The organism is Pectinatus haikarae (assembly GCF_050916305.1).
Taxonomy (GTDB): Bacteria; Bacillota; Negativicutes; order Selenomonadales; family Selenomonadaceae; genus Pectinatus; species Pectinatus haikarae.
In genome coordinates this window covers 2,112,972-2,132,487 of the sequence record NZ_CP116940.1, presented here as the reverse complement: position 1 = coordinate 2,132,487, position 19,516 = coordinate 2,112,972, and the positions used below count along the sequence as shown (strand labels likewise).

Below are 19,516 nucleotides of genomic sequence, written 5' to 3'. Positions count from 1 at the left end.
ATTAAGTGTTATTTTTTTATTAACGGGAACAAAAAGTTAGAAATAATAAAAAGGATCTGCTGCCAGAAACTATTTCCTTTTGCGGACAAATATTGTTTTAACTGCATATGATATCTTTTATAATACAGCAAAATAAAATAAGTCTAAGGATAAGGCTCTGCAGCCTGTCCCTAGACCTTTTGTAATATATATGTTTTTAATGTAAAAAGTGTCTTGAAGCATCATCTTTTTAATTTTTGAACTTCATCAAGCAAATGTTCGTTGAGAACTCTTATATAGGTCCCCTTCATTCCCAAAGATTTTGATTCAATAAGACCTGCCGATTCAAATTTTCTCAGTGCATTAACGATAACAGATCTTGTGATACCCACTCTGTCCGCTATTTTAGACGCAACCAAAAGTCCTTCTATACCGTTGAGTTCTCCAAGTATATTAACGGCAGCTTCCTGTTCAGAAAATGACAATGTAGACAGTGCAATCTTTACAGTAGCCTGTTTGCGCATATCGTCTTCCAGTTTTTCAGTATGATCACGAAGTATTTCCATCCCGACAACTGTAGCCCCATATTCGGCAAGGAGAAGATCGTCATCTGTGAACTCTTCATCAAATTTTGCGATTATCAATGTTCCCTTGCGTTCACCGATCCCATAAATAGGAACAATAGTAGTATTTTTACCGTTGAAAAGACACTTTGTTTTATCAGTAAAAGCACACATGCCTGTCTTTGATTTTATATTGGCAGACGTTTCATCCATTTTCAACAGCCAATTAACATAATGTTTTGGGAACTGTCCCTGGCTTACCACTTTATCAAGCATAATATCGCATTCAAAATCATCTATAAACGCGTAACCGTATATTTTTCCAGTTGTGGATACGATATAGACATTTGCATCAAGCACGTTGCTGAGCACACATGAAATGCCGTCATATTCCACACTGTCAGATTTCTGCAACAGTCTGTTGATCTTTCTTGTTTTTTCTAATAATGTTGTCATTGTTAAATCCCTTTCTTTTGTAACTGTATTACTTTCCTATTGTAACATATATGTATAAAAAAATACAGTTTTTTTGCAATTTTATAAATTAATATATTTTTCAACCTAATTCCTGATCCCACCGTAGTTAATGCTTTTTTTATGTCAGGAGGCAAATAAGGAGCATGCATTCTGTACCTCTGCATATTGTTTTTGCAGAAAAGTACAGGCAGTGCAAGCTCCATCAAGACAAACCCTGCCAACTCACAGAATAAATCTGCTTAAATCCCTGTTGGCTATTATTTCTCCCAGTTTTTCGTCTATATAGGCAGGATCTATAACAACATTTTTTTTATTAAGCTCAGGTGCTTCAAAAGAAAGATCTTCCAACACTTTTTCCATAATCGTATGAAGACGCCGTGCTCCTATATTTTCTGTTTGTGCATTTACCTCACAGGCAATTTGCGCCAGACGATCTATCGCATCATCGGTGAAGCTTATGGATACTCCTTCAGTATTCAATAATGCTGTATATTGTTTCAGCAAAGCATTTGCCGGTTCTGTCAATATCCTTCTAAAATCATCATGAGTCAATGACGTCAGTTCAACTCGTATCGGAAACCGTCCCTGTAATTCTGGTATCAGATCAGAAGGTTTAGCTATATGAAATGCCCCTGCGGCTATGAAAAGCACGTGTTCGGTTTTTAATGGACCATACTTTGTAACTACTGTAGAACCTTCGACGATAGGCAGTATATCTCTCTGAACGCCCTCACGCGAGACATCCGGCCCGGAAGTACCGCCCTTAACGGCAATCTTATCTATTTCATCCAGAAAAATTATACCGGCATTTTCTGCATTCTCTATTCCTTCTTTGGCCACTTCTTCCATATCTATCAACTTTTGAGCCTCTTCCTGCTCAAAAATCTTTCTCGCCGTTTCAATAGCTACCTTACGCTTTTTACGTTTTTTAGGCAATATGCTGCCCAGCATATCCTGGATATTATTTGTCATATCCTCCATCCCGGCTCCGGCCAGCATGCCTATCATGGGAGTACTGCTGTCTTCTGTATCTATTTCAATCATTTGCTTTTCCAAAGCACCAGCCAGCAGACGTTTGCGGCAGAATTCCCTGCCGGCCTCATATTTAGGTTTTGGGTCTTCTTTTTCATTATCTGCATTATTTGACGAAAATATTGCACCTATTGGGTTAACCGACGTCGATTTTTGCTGAGGCACAAGCACATCCAGGATACGCTCTTCCGCCAATTTTTTAGCTTTATCAATAACAGCAGCCATTTTTTCCTGCTTGACCATACGGACTGAAATTTCAGCCAGATCACGCACCATTGATTCCACATCTCTGCCCACATAACCGACTTCGGTAAACTTAGTGGCTTCAATTTTTATAAAAGGAGCCTTAACCAATTTGGCAAGTCTGCGTGCTATTTCTGTTTTGCCTACACCGGTAGCGCCTATCATCAAAATATTTTTAGGTATGACCTCATCCTTCATCGCTTCCGGCAGACGGTGTGCGCGCCATCTATTGCGCAAAGCAACCGCGACAGCACGTTTAGCCTTATTTTGGCCAACTATATATTTATCAAGCTCATCTACTATCTGGCGTGGCGTTTGTTCGTTCAAAGTAAATCCTCCTACTTCAATTCTTCCACTATTATATTATGGTTAGTATAAACGCATATATCCGCTGCTATTGATAAAGCTTCCCTTGCAATATCTGCAGCCGGCATTTCTGTATGTCCTGACATGGCCCTAGCCGCCGCCAAAGCGTAAAACCCGCCGGAACCGATGGCTGCCACAGCTCCGTCAGGTTCAATAACTTCGCCGTTGCCCGATAAAAGCAGCATCGTGTTCGCATCTGCCACTAAAAGTAATGCTTCCAATTTTCGCAAAACCCTGTCAGTCCGCCATTCTTTAGCCAATTCTACGGCAGCCCTCGTAAGACTGCCATTAAATTCTTCTAATTTTGTTTCGAATTTTTCAAATAATGTAAACGCATCCGCTACTGAACCGGCAAATCCCGCCAAAACTTTATCATGGTAAATACGCCGCACCTTGCGGGCATTCCCCTTCATTATTGTATTTTGTCCAAAGGTGACCTGCCCGTCACCCGCAATAGCAGTAGTTCCATTCTTTTTTACCGCCACTATTGTTGTCGCTCTAAACATCTGTTTCCCTCCCAAAAGAAAAACCATAAACGCCAATTATTATTTGCGGCTAAGGTACTATTATATCATTAATATAAAATCATTCAATATCTTGTTTGAATTTTTTTATTTTTTCTAATGCTCTTTCTGCCAATTTTTGTTTCTTTATTTTCTTATCACGTATTTTTTCAAAAAGGGGCGGCAGTAATCCAAAATTTATATTCATGGGTTGAAAGTGCTTTGCCGGAGCAGCAGTAATATAGCGGCACAATGCGCCGTGTGCCGTTACATCGGGAAAGCAGACCGGCTCTTCGCCAATAGCAAGACGTGCTGCGTTTATGCCCGCTACAAGTCCTGATGACGCGGATTCCACGTAACCCTCCACGCCTGTAATTTGTCCGGCAAAAAGAATATTACTATTCTTTTTTAATTGCAGAGTAGGATATAAGATTTCAGGTGAATTTATAAAAGTATTGCGATGCATAACACCCAATCTGGCAAATTCTGCTTTTTCCAAGCCAGGGATCAAAGAGAATACCCTTTTTTGTTCCGGCCACTTCAAATGTGTCTGAAAGCCAACTATGTTGTACAAGCTATCCGCTGCATTATCCTGCCGAAGTTGTACGACGGCGTAGGGACGCTCCCCGCTTTCAGGGATCTCCAGACCCACAGGCTTAAGCGGACCAAATAAAAGAGTATCCTCACCACGTGATGCCATAACCTCCACAGGCATACAACCTTCAAAAAATATTTCCTTTTCAAAATCTTTTGTCTGCGTTTTTTCGGCGTTCACCAACTCATGCCAGAATAATTCATATTCCTCTTTATTCATAGGACAATTTATGTAATCAGCCGTGCCCTTGCCATAACGTGACGCCCGGTATGCTCTGTCCATATTTACAGAATCCTTGATCACCAAGGGCGCAGCAGCATCATAAAAATAGAAATAATCAGAGCCGGCTAATTTTTCAATGTCAGCTGCCAGCAAGCCTGCGGTAAGCGGACCTGAAGCAATAACTACTACAGTGTCCTCCGACATAGGTATGTCTTTTACTTCCTCGTTGACAATATGCACATTTTTATTGTTCCTCAGCTTTTCAGTGATATAACGTGAAAAACCGTGACGATCAACCGCAAGCGCGCCTCCTGCCGGAACAGTATTATTGTCTGCCGCTTCCATTATGAGTGATTTCATATCACGCATCTCTTCTTTGAGAATACCCACAGCATTTTCGATGCCGGCAGCACGTAAGGAATTGCTGCAGACAAGTTCTGCAAATTCATCTGTCTTATGGGCAGCCGAAGATTTTTTCGGGCGCATTTCATAAAGCATCACATTTATATTTTTTTGGGCAAGCTGCCATGCAGTTTCGCTTCCTGCAAGACCTGCTCCGATAACAATAACTTTTTTCTGCTGCATAGCAATGATTTTCTCCGTTCGTCCATTTGTAGTTTAAGTCCGGGCAGTCGCTTTTACTGCAGTTGATTTACTGACAGTTGACTTCGTCTTGATTTCTTTCAACTCAGCATTTATCGGATGGTCTTTCCTTGTTTCACAATTTTCATTGCCGCAATAAAAAAGGACCTTACCATTTTTGTACCGATGCTGGAACATATTGGCTCCGCATTTTTCGCAGATTTTATCAGCAGCGGGCATATCCCAGCTGACAAAATCGCAGTCAGGGTAATTTTCGCAACCATAAAAAATCCGTCCCCTCTTTGTTTTTCGCTCAACCACCCGTCCATTGCATTTTGGACACTTTGCTCCCGTATCCTTTAATATTGGTTTAGTATTACGGCACTCTGGGAATCCCGGGCATGCCAGAAACTTACTGAAGCGTCCCTGCTTGATAACCATAAGGCGTCCGCATTTTTCACATCTTACATCTGATACTTCTTCGGGGATATCTACATGTCCTATTTCTGCATCGGCTTTTTCCATAGTTTTTTCAAAGGGACCGTAAAATTCTTCAAGCAGTTTATTTTTATCCATAGTACCTTCCGCAACTTTGTCCAGCCTTCCCTCAAGATCAGCCGTAAATTTTGCATCAACGATGTCTCTGAAATATTCCTCCAGCATGTCCAGCACAATAAACCCAAGCTCTGTAGGCTCAAATTTTTTCTCACGCCTAACCACATAGCCGCGTGCCAGAATAGTTTCAATGATGGGGGCATATGTACTTGGCCGGCCAATACCTTTTTCTTCGAGAGTTTTCACTATTGAAGCATCATTGTAACGGGCAGGCGGTTCGGTAAAATGCTGTTCCGGCAGAATTTTTTGCAAATGTACCGGACTGCCGACAGAAACATCCGGAAGTATTACATCTTTTTCTTTCTTTTTATCATTTTCATCATAAACAGCGGTAAAACCAGCAAATTTCAAAACAGAACCTACTGCCTTAGCTGTATAAATACCAGCTTTTATGAGTATACTCATAGTATCATAAAGTGCCGGTGTCATTTGACTGGCCAAAAATCTCTGCCAAACAAGACGATACAATTTCAGCTGTTCTTTTGATAAAAATTCTTCCAGCAGTGACGGAGTAAGTGAACAATCTGTGGGGCGTACAGCTTCATGTGCATCCTGGGCATCTTTTTTTGCCGCATAAATAGGAGGTTTTGCAGGAAGGTATTTATCGCCAAAATTATCCGTTATATATACTCTGGCATCTTTCTGCGCCAGCTCAGAAATACGGGTAGAATCTGTACGCATGTAGGTTATTAAACCGGTAGGTCCCTTTTTCCCTATATTTATGCCTTCATATAACTGCTGAGCTATCATCATTGTCCGTCTTGAAGTAAATCCCAGCTTTCTTGCTGAATCCTGCTGCAATGAACTCGTAGTAAAAGGTGCAGGTGCCTTCCTGCGCCTTTCACTTTTTTTGACATCGGCAATATTAAAAGTTTGTTTTCGCAGCTCTTTTTCAATTTTTTTTGCATCCTGCTCAGAGGTTATATTTATTTTCTTATCATCAATCAAAGAGAGTTCCGCATTAAGCACAGCCTTTTTGTCATCGAGTTTGAATTTTAACTCTACCGTCCAATACTCTTCCGGTATAAAAGCACGTATTTCCTTTTCCCTGTCGCATATTATTTTAACAGCTACCGATTGAACACGGCCTGCACTCAATCCTTTTTTTATCTTACGCCAGAGCAGCGGACTGAGTTTGTACCCGACTATCCGGTCCAGCATACGCCTTGCCTGTTGTGCATCTACCAAATCAATATTCACCGTTCGCGGAGTTTTTATTGCCTCATTAATAGCCGGCTTAGTTATTTCATTAAAAACAATGCGGCATTTTTCCGTTTCACTTACTCCCAACAGATATGCCAAATGCCATGAGATTGCCTCACCCTCGCGATCAGGGTCAGATGCCAAATAAATTTTATCCGCATTCTTAGCTTCTTTTTTCAGAGATTTTATCAAATCTCCCTTGCCGCGTATATTTATATACTTAGGTGTAAAATTATTTTCAGTATCAATGCCAAACTGGCTTTTGGGCAGATCTCTCAAATGTCCCATAGAAGCCAGCACCTCGTATTTTCTATTGCCAAGATATTTTTCTATAGTTTTAGCCTTAGCTGGTGATTCCACTATTACTAAAGTTTTTTTTAACGCAGTCTTTTTTTTTCTTGTTTTAGTTTTTAATATTTTTTTTGATTCTTCTACCTTTTTGTTCAATGAATTCTCCCCTTAGCAGAGCGTACGTACATCCCCGGCAGCGTTTCTTCAACTATTTTTTTTAATTTCATCTGCAATAAAATGAAACTTATATTGGAAACATCTGTACGCAATTTATATATTATTTCATCGACACCGAGAGCCTGCTCATATGCTAAAATATCATATACTTTTTTTTCTTCCAGCGACATGGGCAATACGCTCTCCGATCTTTTTACCAAGACCGCTTTTTCCCTGCTGATGCCATATTCTTCTATAATATCCCCGGCGCAGACAACAAGTTTTGCACCTTGCTGAATCAAATGATTGCATCCTTCACTCTGTTCAGAATAAACACTGCCCGGAACAGCAAAAACATCCCGGCCTTCACTGATTGCCATTTCAGCTGTTATCAAAGAACCGCTGCGTTTTGCCGCTTCAACGACAACAGTACCCAAAGATATCCCGCTTATTATTCTGTTTCGTGCCGGAAAAAAAGCTGCAAGAGGCTGTGTGCCCGGTGCATACTCAGAAATCACCGCACCTTTTTCAGCAATTTCATCTAATATCTTTTTATTTTCTCTGGGATAGGCTACATCTATGCCACATCCCAGTACAGCAACTGTTTTACCCTTGCTCAGTGCGCCGCGATGGGCAAAAGTATCAATTCCATGTGCGGCACCGCTTACTATTATAAAATCTTCACCAGCTAAATCAGCAGCAAATGTTTCCGCAAGACTTTTGCCGTACACAGAAGATTTTCGTGACCCGACAACAGCCAAATGTTTTTTTTCATTATGCAGGCATCCTCTGCAAAAAAGTACTGCAGGCGGATTATATATATTTTTTAATAATTCTGGGTACTCCGATTCAGCAGCTGTCAAAAGCTTTATATTCTTTGACTCCCAATTGGCCGCGGCTGTATCTACATCGAAAGACTTCCGATGTCTGAATAATTTTTTGCACAGCGGTTCGGCTAGAGTTTTGCTTGCCTCTATATCATTGTCTGAAGCATTCCATGCATTAACAGCACTGCCAAAATAGTCAACAATTCGTTTCAGACTGGCATTGCCTATACCTGAAACCATTTGCAACGCTGCTAAAAAATATTTTTCCATTCAAGTCCACCTGTAAAATAAAAATATACCAGAGTCATAATAAATATATCGTGTATACTAAAATCAAGGCAGTTCAACTATCACATAAACTTCTTATGATTATAATTAAGTTTTTTCTGTCCGTCAACAATAAATTGACCACCATGCAGCAAAAAATCCTTTATACAAAAGAAAAACCAGCAAAAAGCTTCCCCTTTAAAGAGAATATTTCCACTGGTTTGCTTCAATATATAATTAATTCATTTCACCTGATAATAAATTCATGATCATTAGACTAGTTTTGTCTTTAACAGTGTATTTACTGTTCCAGGATTTGCTTTACCTTTGCTGGCTTTCATCACCTGCCCTACTAAAAAGCCGATTGATTTAACATTACCGCCTTTATAATCGGCAACAGGTTTCGGATTATCGGCTATAACAGTATCTACTATTTTTTCGATAGCTGCTGTATCTGTTATTTGAACAAGTCCTTTTTCTTTGACTATAGCTTCCGGTTCAGCCCCTGTTTTCCACATTTCACCGAAAACTTCTTTGGCTATTTTAGAAGATATTACCCCTTTTTCTACCAGTTTTATCATTTTCCCAAGATATTTTGCTGATACAGGAGAATTTTGAATATCCTTGTTTTCCGCATGGAGCTGTTTTGAAAGATCACCCATCAGCCAATTGGCCGCCAGCTTAGCATCGGCACCATCGCATATAATGTCATCAAAATATTCAGCCATCGCTCTTGAATTGGTTATGATGCCTGCATCATATGCCGAAAGTCCATGCTCTTCCATTAATTTCGTTTTTCGGGCATCCGGCAGCATTGGTAAAGATTGCTTTAACGCTTCTATTTGTTCATCCGTAGTAATAATCGGCACAAGATCAGGTTCCGGCATGTAACGATAATCCTGCGCCTGTTCCTTTGTTCTCATGGAAAGTGTCATGCCCTTATTGTCATCCCAGGTTCTGGTTTCCTGTACAATATGTCCGCCGTCCTCTAAGATTTCCCGCTGCCGATCTATTTCATATTCGAGTGCATTTTCAGCCATTTTAAAAGAATTGATGTTTTTCATTTCTGCTTTTGTTCCCAATTTTTCTGTACCTTCAGGACGCAGAGAAACATTGACGTCAGCCCGCAGATTTCCCTCTTCCATTTTACAGTTTGAAACATCTATGTATTCTAATATTGATTTAACTTTTTCCATGTAGACGCGTGCTTCCTCCGGAGTACGCATATCCGGTTCCGATACAATTTCGATCAAAGGTACGCCTGTACGGTTGTAATCGACATTTGAGCTTGCCGAATCTTTTATCGTATTTCCTGAATGAACAAGCTTGCCCGCATCTTCTTCCATATGGATGCGCGTTACACGAATGCGTTTTGTTCTTCCGTCCACATTGATATCAACATATCCATGTTCGGCTATGGGCAAATCAAATTGCGAGGTCTGAAAATTTTTCGGTAAATCAGGATAATAGTAATTTTTTCTGTCGAATTTACTGAATTTATTAATGGTACAGTTAAGAGCAATACCTGCCTTAATAGCAAATTCCACGACTCTTTTGTTAACTACCGGCAGCACTCCGGGCAGTCCGAGGCAGACTGGGCAGACATGCGTATTCTGTTCAGCCCCAAAACTTGTTTCGCAGCCGCAGAAAATTTTAGTTTTAGTTTTCAGTTCGCTGTGTATTTCCAGCCCAATTACCGCTTCATATTCCATTATTCAGTCACCTCCGCAATATTTTTATAGAAACCCTTGCTTTGCTCATAGGTATACGCAGCCTTGATTATTCCTTCTTCATCAAGCGGTTTGCCGATAATCTGCATCCCTATAGGCAGTCCGCTGCTGCTCACACCGCATGGCAGAGATATGCCGGGCAGCCCTGCCAGATTCAAAGGAACTGTACATGCATCCTGTAGATACATCTGCAGAGGATCATTGATCATCGAACCGATTTTAAAAGCTGTAGTAGGAGCTGTAGGTGTGAGAATGACATCCACTTTTTCAAAAGCCTTATCATAATCCTCTTTTACCAATGTACGTATTTTTAGAGCCTTTAAATAATATGCATCGTAATAACCGGCACTGAGTGCATAGTTGCCCATCATAATGCGCCGTTTCACTTCGCTGCCGAATTTTTCCGTGCGTGTATTTGTCATCATGGAAACTATGTCATCTCCATTAACACGTTCCCCATAGCTGACTCCGTCATATCTGGAAAGATTGGTCGTGGCTTCGGCAGGAGCAAGGAGATAATACGCCGCAACAGCATATTTTGTATGAGGCAGTGAAATATCTATTATTTCAGCTCCCATAGCTTTAAAATCATTAATAGCCATATGAATACTTTCCGCAACTTCCTTATCCATACCATCGACAAAGTATTCGGCTGGAATCCCTATCCTTAGTCCCTTTACATCCTGTACCAATGATTTTGTGTAATCCGGGGATGATGCCTTAACGGAAGTAGAATCTTTTTCATCGTATCCTGTTATCACATTTAAAATATTTGCGCAGTCTGTGACATCTTTTGTCAACGGTCCTATCTGGTCAAGAGATGATGCATACGCAACTAAACCATAACGTGATACCCTTCCATAAGTCGGTTTCAGTCCGACTATACCGCAGAAAGAAGCCGGCTGGCGGATAGATCCGCCCGTATCGGAACCAAGTGCCCACGCTGCTAAACCCCCTGCCACAGCGGCTGCCGACCCTCCGCTTGATCCGCCGGGAACATACTCCGCGTTATGAGGATTATGTGTAGGGAAAAATGCCGAGTTTTCCGTAGATCCACCCATGGCAAATTCATCCATGTTGGTCTTTCCTAATATGACGGCATTTTCTTTTTGTATTTTGTCCATTACTGCAGCATCATAAGGCGGCACAAAATTGTCCAGCATTTTTGATGCACATGTTGTTCTTATCCCCAGAGTGCAGATATTATCCTTAACGGCCCCAGGAATACCTGTTAAAAAAGGAATTTTACCCTCCGCTGCTATTTTCTTATCAGCTTTTTTGGCCGCCTTCATAGCTGTATCTGCTGTTTTTGTAATATATGCGTGCAATTTACTATCTATACTGTCAATACGCTCCAAAAATGCATCTGCAAGTTCAACCGCAGTTACTTCCTTTTTTTCAAGCAGATCATGCAGATCATGTGCCGATTTTTTATATAATTCCACTTAAATCCTCCTCATATAATCGCTTATAATACCTCGAGCCTGACTTAAAATTCACTCGATAATACGTGGCACTTTGAAATAACCATTCTCTTTTTCCGGTGCATTGGACAGGGCCATATCCCTGTCTAATGATGGTTTTATTTCGTCTTCACGAAAAACATTTTGCAGCGGCAGTACATGTGCCGTCGGTTCTACATTTTCCGTATCCACTTTTTGCAGCATGTCAACATACTCCAAAAAATCATTGAATTCTATAAGATATTTATCCATTTTATCCTCGGTTATTCTAAGGCGTGATAATCCTGCTACATTTTCTACATCTTTTCCTGAAACCTTCATTATACTCCACCATCCTACATTTATTTCGCAGATAATGTCAATTATAGCACATAACCATTCGCTGTATAAATACGTTCCTGTTGCGCTTATGCATGCAAATGCTATTTTATCCGATGACTACCCGCTCTGATACTCCCGCTTCTGCAAGCAGTGAGTAAAGAGCGGTTAAGTCTCCATTTATTGTGCAAGCAATATTTTCAATTCATCTTCAGATAATATTTTTATTGCCAATTTCTGTGCTTTAACAAGCTTGCTGCCGGCATTTTCTCCCGCAACTACATAATCTGTCTTAGGCGAAACAGAAGATGATATCCTGCCGCCTGCGTTTTCAATAGCTGCTGCAGCTTCCGTCCTGCTCCACATGGGTAAGGTGCCCGTCAGCACAAAGGTCCTGCCATTTAAATTGTTGCTTTCTTTATCGGCAGTTGCCTTTTCTGCCATATTTACGCCGGCTTTTTTTAGTTTTTCCAATACTGCAGCATTTTCCCCGCTGCGAAAAAACTCAAAAATCATTTTTGCGCTTATTCCGCCCATATCAGCTACCTGCTCAATATCTTCCTGTTCTGCACCAGCCAGAGCATCTATAGTCTGAAAATGTATCGTCAGCGATTTGGCCGCAGCTTTGCCTATATTTTGAATGCCAAGTCCCGACAGCAGCCTCCAGGGAGCATTTTTCTTAGATTCCTCAATTTTTTCCAGTAATTTATCAGTGTTTTTTTCTTTGCCGATCAGCCCTTTTTCTATCAATTCCTCACGATATTTATGCAAATAATAAATATCGGCGATATCTCCCAGATATTTATCATCGATAAGTTTTTTTATATATTTTTCACCAAAACCTTTTATATCCATAGCATTCCGTCCGACAAAATTCACCAGCCGGCCTTCAAGCTGTGCCGGACAGCTGCTGTTGGTACATCTTACATCAGCTGTATTTTCGTCACGCACGGCAGGTGCTCCGCATACAGGACATTCGTTGCCTATTATAAAAGGTTTCAAATCTGCGGTTCTTCGCTCTTTCAAAACACATCTTATTTTAGGAATGATCTCACCTGATTTGTAGACTCTGACAATGTCGCCGATTCTTATATCCAGCGTATCTATAAAATCCTGATTATGCAGCGTCGCTCTTTCCACAGTCGTGCCGCACAGTCTTACCGGTTCAAAAACTGCCGTCGGTGTGATTCTGCCCGTCCGGCCCACCGACAGATTTATGTTCAGGAGTTTTGTATCTTTTTCCTCGGGAGGATATTTATAAGCTACAGCCCATCGCGGCACCTTGGAAGTGGACCCAAGCTGCTCCCTTTGGGCAAGAGTATTTACTTTTACAACTGCCCCGTCAATATCATAAGGCAGATGTCCCCGTCTTGCCGCGATGTTTTCTATTGCCTTCCATACGTCTTCTTTTGTCTTGCAAAGCACATAATCATGAATGACAGGTATTCCCTGATCTTTAAAATATTGTAAGGTCTCATCGTGTTTTACAAATATCCTGCCCTTTGCTTTCTGCAAATTGAAGGCAAAAAGAGAAAGTCCTCTTTTTTTGATAACACTGCTGTCGAGCTGCCGCAATGTACCGGCAGCACAATTGCGTGGATTAGCAAAAAGTTTTTTATCATTTGCAGCTTGTTCGCTATTTACCTTTTCAAAAGCCTCACGCGGCATATATACTTCACCGCGCACTTCAAGATATGGAAGTTTATCCATCAGTACTTTTTTTACTCCATGCAGATTAAGCGCATTGGCTGTTACATCTTCGCCCTCCACTATGCCGTCACCGCGTGTCACTGCTGTTTTTAATATTCCATTATAATAACGCAGAGAAAGCGACAAGCCATCTATTTTTTCTTCTACTACAAATTCGCAGTCCGGCATATTCGAAAGCACAGAGCTGACAAATTCATCCACTTCTTCTTTGGAAAATACGTCCTGCAGACTGAGCATAGGGACATCATGCCTGACAAGTATGCCTGCTGTTCTTTTTGCAATCCCGCCTACTCGCTGCGTTGGAGAGTCGGCAGTTATCAATTGAGGATTTTCCTTTTCAATTCTTTTTAATTCCAGCATAAGCTGATCATATTGATAATCGGTTATTTCCGGGGAGTCATCATTATAATACAAATCATTATGGTGAAGTATCTCCCCGCGAAGCTCATTCAGCCTTTTTTTTATATTCTCAGCCAATTTATTCTCCCTGCCTCATATGAATATCCTATACTTTTTCCAAGGGTGCATATTTTTGCATCAATTTTTTTATACCAAGCTCCGGAAAAGCTATCGTGAGCTGAATTTCCTCCCCGCTTCCTTTCACCGACACAATAGTGCCTGTTCCCCATTTACTGTGTTTTGCCTTATCGCCTGCCTTCCATTCCACACTCATATCCGGTTTTACTCCGGGCCGCGCCGCAGCCGATGAACTGCTGTAAGGAGATTTTTTTATATAATCTTTCGCACTGCGCATATGCTCATTCTTTAAAGGTGAAGCAACAAATGCATTAGTCAAAATCTTTGACTGCTCCTGTTCTATATATTGAACAGGAATTTCCTTCAAAAATCTGGACGGCGGATACATCACTGTTCTTCCATATATCATGCGGCTTTTCGCATTGGTGAGGTACAGCTTTCTTTGCGCTCTGGTTATTCCGACATAGCATGTACGCCTTTCTTCTTCTATTTCCTCTTCATTCATTAATGTACGCGAATGAGGAAAAATTCCTTCTTCCATACCGGCCATAAAGACTACAGGAAATTCCAGACCTTTTGCCGCATGGAGTGTCATCAGTGTTACCCTGTCTTCATCAAAATCCGCATTATCTATATCAGCAACAAGGGAAACTGAATTAAGAAAATTTTCCAGACTGGAATTTTCTTCATTTTCTTTTTCAAAATCCTTGGCAACGCTCAACAATTCTTTCAAGTTTTCAATGCGTGTCTCATTTTCTATTTTCTGTTCAGCCTGAAGCTCAATCATATAGCCAGACTCATCCATAACCAGCTGGATAAACTCATGTACTGTCATATCCGTCTGTGCTGTCATCATTCTAAAAATAAGTTCGGCAAAAGAAGCAAGTGACGTTTTTGCCTTGGCTGACAACCCAGGGATCGCATCAGTACTTGAAACAGCATCAAAAATCCCCATATTATTAGCTGATGCAAATTCACCTATTTTGCTTAAGGTGGTCGCTCCCAAGCCTCTTTTAGGCACATTGATTATACGCATAAGACTTACTTGATCATCCGGATTAAAGATGACTTTTAAGTACGCCATTATATCTTTTATTTCTTTTCTGTCATAAAATTTCAGGCCGCCTACCATAGTATAAGGCACCCCTGCCCGCATGAACCCTTCTTCCAATGAGCGAGACTGCGCGTTCGTTCTATATAAAACGGCCATGTCATTATAAGAAGTGTTATAAATAGTATTCTGCTTGATCGCGTTTTCTGCTATATAGCGTGCCTCATCCCGTTCATTGAAAGATTCATAAATGGCTATCTTGTCACCTTGCGGATTTTCCGTCCAAAGCTCTTTTGGTTTACGGTTCAGGTTATTTTCAATAACTGCATTTGCCGCAGCCAAAATATTCTGTGTTGATCTATAATTTTGTTCCAATTTTATAACGGCGGCTTCCTGATAATCCTTTTCAAAATCCATAATATTTCTTATATCGGCACCGCGCCAGCCATATATTGATTGATCCGCATCACCAACAACGCATAAATTGCGATACTTAGCGGCAAGTATTTTTGTAAGACGGTATTGTGCCCCATTTGTATCTTGATATTCATCAACTAATACATAATGAAATCTTTCCTGATATTTTTCTCTCACTTCTTTGTTTTGCTCGAGAAGCTCAACAGCTATCATCAGCAGATCGTCAAAGTCAAGCGCATTATTATCCACCAAATGTTTTTGATACATTGTATAAATTTCGGCTGTTTTTTGTTCAAAAAAATCTCCTGCCTGTCCGGCAAAATCCGCTGGTGCAAGCATTATATTTTTGGCATTGGAAATAGCCGACTGGATACCATAAGGAGCATATTGCTTTTCATCAAGATTCAATTCCTTTAAGCAATTTTTTATAAGTGTCTGCGAATCCGCAGTATCATAGATGGTAAAGTTCTTTTTATATTTACCGGTATGTTCTATTTCCATTCTAAGCAGACGGGCACAAAAAGAATGAAACGTACTGAGCCAGACATTTTTAGCGGTATCACCGATCATTGTATCAGCGCGGTCGCGCATTTCAGCAGCCGCCTTATTAGTAAAAGTTATCGCCAGAATATGATACGGTGAAATGCCTTTTTGCAGAAGATATGCTATTTTGCATGTCAGCACTCTTGTTTTGCCGGAACCTGCACCCGCCATTATCAGCAATGCCCCTTCTGTATGTTCCACGGCTTTTTTCTGCGCCGGATTGAGTCCGTCAAATATATTCAAAATATCCTCCTGCAATTTTTATTTTATAATAATGCCAAACAAAGAAATGCTGCCGCATTAATTAGCTAACACAGCAGCATTTATCCGATCAACTCTTTGTATATTTTTTGGCCGCCTCGGTAAGCTGCGGTATTATCTGTTTTTTGCGCGACATTACTCCAGGCAGATAAATTATATTATCTGATGCATCATTTTTGAATGCCTCTCCTATAAGAGTTTTTGGTTCTCCCACAAACAATAGGTTTGTCGCCTCTTCAAGGATATTTGTGATCATGACGAGACACATATCATAGTTGTCTTTTTCACACACCTGCTTCATATTTTTCAGCAGTTCGTCTTTTCTTTTTAATATATCTTCACTATCCATAACGGAAGTCTGACTCACGATCACCCGCCGGTCACCTATCTGAAATTCCTTCATATCATTTTTTACGATCTCCAGAGCCGTCATACCGGCAACGTCAGAGCCTGCCTTAAGAAGCTCCATACCATATTTATTAACATCAACTTCAGCAATTTGTGCCAAGGCTTCCGCCGTTTCTTTGTCATGAGGCGTACAGGTGGGCGATTTGAAAAGCACTGTATCCGATATTATGGCAGAAAGCATCAATCCCGCTATTTGCCTTGGTATTTCCACATTATACTGAAAATACATATCTGCCACTATCGTGCTTGTGCAGCCTACACGATCCTGTCTGGTAAATATTGGTTCACCTGTCTGCAATCCGCCCAGCCTGTGATGATCTATTATTTCAAGGATGCGTGCCTCTTCAATACCTTCAACAGCTTGTGTCCGTTCATTGTGATCTACCAAAATCAATTCTGTCTTCTCCGGTTCCATCATTTTGTCGGCACTTACCATACCCACTACCTGATCATTTTCTACTACCGGATAATTGCGGAATTTCTTTTTTTCCATTATGCCTTTTATATCACTGAGCATATCAGTAGGTTTAAAATATGTAACATCAGTCTGCATGATGCGTGATATCGGAACACACTGATTGATAAGCCGGGCGCATGTATATGTATCATACGGTGTCAATAGAACAATGACGCCTCTGTGCCGGGCTTCCTCTATCACTTCCGCAGGGACTTTCCCGTTGCCGGTGATTATAAGACATGTTATTTTCTTTTCAAGGCAGGCCTTCAGCGTAGCTGCCATCCTGTCGCCCACCAGTACTACATCATTCTCTTCGATTATTTCCTCTATCATCCGCAGGCTGCCTGCAGCTATACGGACATCACCGTCAATTACCTTATTTTCATCGCCGTCAACCATCACCATCCCGTCAATAATTGAAAGCACATCCTTCACAGTTACCCTGGTATCTGAAAAGCTTTGCATCCCAAGATCATCAAAATAGCGCTTGGCAAGATCACTTACTGTGACTATTCCCACTAAGGCACTTTTTCCAGCCACAACTGGAATAGATTTAACGTCAGTTTCCCGCATCAGCTTTCCCAGACTGCGAAGGTTATCATTTTCGCTTATTACAGTATGATTTTCCGGCATTATATCGCTTACACGCGGATATATGTCAGTAACCAATTCGGGACTTTTCATATTAAAATAGTTCAGTGCGAATTCGGTCTCTTTATTTATCTTGCCCGCACGTGCGGCAACGGCATCAGTCCCCAGAGATCTTTTAAAATTAGCATAGCTGATGGCAGAGCAGATAGAATCCGTGTCGGGGTTCCTGTGTCCTATAACATATATCGGTTTTTTTTCATGCATTAAAAATACTACCTCCAGATCATTTCATATCATCTAAGTATATCTTGGATAATATTATACATCAAATACCATTCACACAAAAGATTTACATAGTATTTTTTATATCTGCTTCAGTTTTTGCAGCAAATTTTCCTTTACGGTGACGTATAACGTTTTATTATTGGTAAAAATGACAGACCCGGGCTTTGCTCCTGACGGTTTTTTTACATATCTGCACATTGTGTAGTCAACAGGCACTTTTGATGAATTTCTGGCTTTTGAATAATAAGCGGCCAGCATTGCAGCCTCTTCTATACTTTGTTGTTCCGGCAGCCTGCCCGCTGTCCGTATTATTACATGCGAACCCGGTATGTTTTTTGTATGCAGCCATATATCATCCGGCTGTGCTGTCTTCAGCGTAAGTCTGTCATTCTGGAAATTATTTTTCCCCACAAGGACCTCACTTCCGTCCGACAGAATAAATTTAAACGGAGTTGACACAGGAAGTGCCATTCGTTTGCGTTTTTCTTCTTGAATATAGCCATTTTTTACAAGTTCTGCCCTTATATCGGCAATCTCTGAAAGGGCAGAAGACGACTCAAGAGAAAGTTCTATAGTGGTCAGATATTCTATATTAAAGGAACAGCAGGCTAGCTGTTCCTTTAATATTTTTTCCGCACGGCGCAGCTTATCATATTTATTGTAATATTTTTGCATATTTTGAATGACTGTCAGCTTTTTATCCATTGCAATCTTTAATAGTGTCCCATTTTCATCATATATATCGGGTACTGCAATCATATCATCCATATGATCCTTAAATTGATATTGATAAGTCATGATATTATCTGCTTTGTTTTTTTGTTCCTGAGCATTTTGGGCAGCCTGAAGTTCCTTGATCAATTTTTCCTTTTTATTTTTCTGACGAGTCAGCTCATTTACTGCTGCTTTACGGAGCTGCTCCTTCTCCGGCGATATATAATCATCAATCAAAACATATGCCGCTTCCAGCATCATGCTCATTGTCGGAAACTTTTTTACCTGCTGCTGATAATTATGTAGCGGAAAAGCAGCCATCGCTATCACTTTATTTCCATCATTTTGTATAAATAAAGGCATAAATTGCTTTTCTTTATAAAGAGAAATGATTTCCTGCAGTGCTCCTGTCAGAGAAGAAAAATCATCATCATTCAATTTATTCACTGGTATATCAGCAGGTAATCCCGCTAAAAACAATAATTCTCTGACTGTCACCGGGCCAAACCCTGCTCCCAGCTGCAAAACAGCCTTATATATACTTTTATCGCTCTGCTCTCTCACACGGGAAATAAAATTCTCCTCGGTTGTCAACAGTACATTGATGCTCTCCTGAGGAGGCGGCGGCAGATATGTCTGCTGAGGCAAAACTGTACGCACCCGGCTGCTGTTAACACCTACACGCCTCAGAGAATCAATAACAATGTCATTTTGCACCAATATCACGTTGCTGTACTTTCCCATCAGCTCCACATAAAGTTTTTTTGTAATTATCAGCGCGCCGGCACCCAAAGTATCTATTTCAAACACCATTACCCGATCCAATCCCAGCTGAGATACCCCTGCTATCCGTCCGCCTTCAAACTGTTTTCGCAAAAGCATACAAAAAGTCGGCGGTTCCGGAGGATTCTCAGGCTGCTCCGCCGCTATAGCCGCAAAAGCCATACGCGGGTCCGTACAGAGATGCAGTATATACGTTTTTCCCGGCAGACGTACAGAAATATATATATCAGCTTTGCGTGGCTGACAAATTTTATCAACACGCCCGCCAGTCAATATTTTATTCAGTTCATATACAGATGCATAAAGAGAAAACCCATCGAGACCCATTATTCTTCTCCTTCACTTCATAAAAGCTTTTACCGTAAAATAAATTTAAATTTCAGCTGA

General features: G+C 40.8%; 13 protein-coding genes. All 13 read right to left on the bottom strand.

The window, feature by feature from the left end; all coding sequences use genetic code 11:
- Positions 1-221 precede the first annotated feature (221 nt).
- The gene (gene codY, locus NXG61_RS10335) at positions 222-998 is read right to left on the bottom strand and encodes a GTP-sensing pleiotropic transcriptional regulator CodY (RefSeq protein ID WP_196604749.1); all 777 of its coding nucleotides are present in this window, start codon (positions 996-998) and stop codon (positions 222-224) included.
- A gap of 243 nt (positions 999-1,241) precedes the next feature.
- Positions 1,242-2,621 (bottom strand): ATP-dependent protease ATPase subunit HslU, encoded by a 1,380-nt coding sequence (gene hslU / locus NXG61_RS10330; RefSeq protein WP_196604750.1) that lies wholly within the window; start codon positions 2,619-2,621, stop codon positions 1,242-1,244.
- A gap of 11 nt (positions 2,622-2,632) precedes the next feature.
- Complete coding sequence (gene hslV, locus NXG61_RS10325) at positions 2,633-3,166, bottom strand: ATP-dependent protease subunit HslV (RefSeq protein ID WP_307223911.1); 534 nt, start codon at positions 3,164-3,166, stop codon at positions 2,633-2,635.
- 79 nt (positions 3,167-3,245) lie between these two features.
- Positions 3,246-4,565, bottom strand: a complete 1,320-nt coding sequence (trmFO, locus tag NXG61_RS10320) for a methylenetetrahydrofolate--tRNA-(uracil(54)-C(5))-methyltransferase (FADH(2)-oxidizing) TrmFO (RefSeq protein ID WP_307223913.1) — start codon at positions 4,563-4,565, stop codon at positions 3,246-3,248.
- Positions 4,566-4,598: 33 nt separating this feature from the next.
- Entirely contained in the window at positions 4,599-6,827 is a 2,229-nt protein-coding gene (gene topA, locus NXG61_RS10315) for a type I DNA topoisomerase (RefSeq protein ID WP_196604753.1), read from the bottom strand.
- Entirely contained in the window at positions 6,824-7,924 is a 1,101-nt protein-coding gene (gene dprA, locus NXG61_RS10310; RefSeq protein WP_307223915.1) for a DNA-processing protein DprA, read from the bottom strand. The genes topA and dprA overlap by 4 nt, the downstream gene beginning before the upstream one ends.
- Positions 7,925-8,193: 269 nt before the next feature.
- Positions 8,194-9,633, bottom strand: coding sequence for an Asp-tRNA(Asn)/Glu-tRNA(Gln) amidotransferase subunit GatB (gene gatB, locus NXG61_RS10305; RefSeq protein WP_307223916.1), 1,440 nt, complete (start codon positions 9,631-9,633; stop codon positions 8,194-8,196).
- Positions 9,633-11,096, bottom strand: a complete 1,464-nt coding sequence (gene gatA, locus NXG61_RS10300) for an Asp-tRNA(Asn)/Glu-tRNA(Gln) amidotransferase subunit GatA (protein ID WP_307223917.1) — start codon at positions 11,094-11,096, stop codon at positions 9,633-9,635. Before gatA ends, gatB begins: the two co-directional genes overlap by 1 nt.
- 51 nt (positions 11,097-11,147) lie before the next feature.
- On the bottom strand, positions 11,148-11,435 hold the full coding sequence (gatC, locus tag NXG61_RS10295) for an Asp-tRNA(Asn)/Glu-tRNA(Gln) amidotransferase subunit GatC (RefSeq protein ID WP_196604757.1): 288 nt from the start codon (positions 11,433-11,435) through the stop codon (positions 11,148-11,150).
- 177 nt (positions 11,436-11,612) lie between these two features.
- Positions 11,613-13,619 (bottom strand): NAD-dependent DNA ligase LigA, encoded by a 2,007-nt coding sequence (gene ligA / locus NXG61_RS10290; protein WP_307223921.1) that lies wholly within the window; start codon positions 13,617-13,619, stop codon positions 11,613-11,615.
- A gap of 28 nt (positions 13,620-13,647) precedes the next feature.
- Positions 13,648-15,873, bottom strand: coding sequence for a DNA helicase PcrA (gene pcrA / locus NXG61_RS10285; RefSeq protein WP_307223923.1), 2,226 nt, complete (start codon positions 15,871-15,873; stop codon positions 13,648-13,650).
- An 88-nt stretch (positions 15,874-15,961) separates the two neighbouring features.
- The gene (locus NXG61_RS10280) at positions 15,962-17,611 is read right to left on the bottom strand and encodes a putative manganese-dependent inorganic diphosphatase (protein WP_307223925.1); all 1,650 of its coding nucleotides are present in this window, start codon (positions 17,609-17,611) and stop codon (positions 15,962-15,964) included.
- Positions 17,612-17,710: 99 nt separating this feature from the next.
- Positions 17,711-19,456, bottom strand: coding sequence for an Rqc2 family fibronectin-binding protein (locus NXG61_RS10275; protein WP_307223927.1), 1,746 nt, complete (start codon positions 19,454-19,456; stop codon positions 17,711-17,713).
- Positions 19,457-19,516 lie beyond the last annotated feature (60 nt).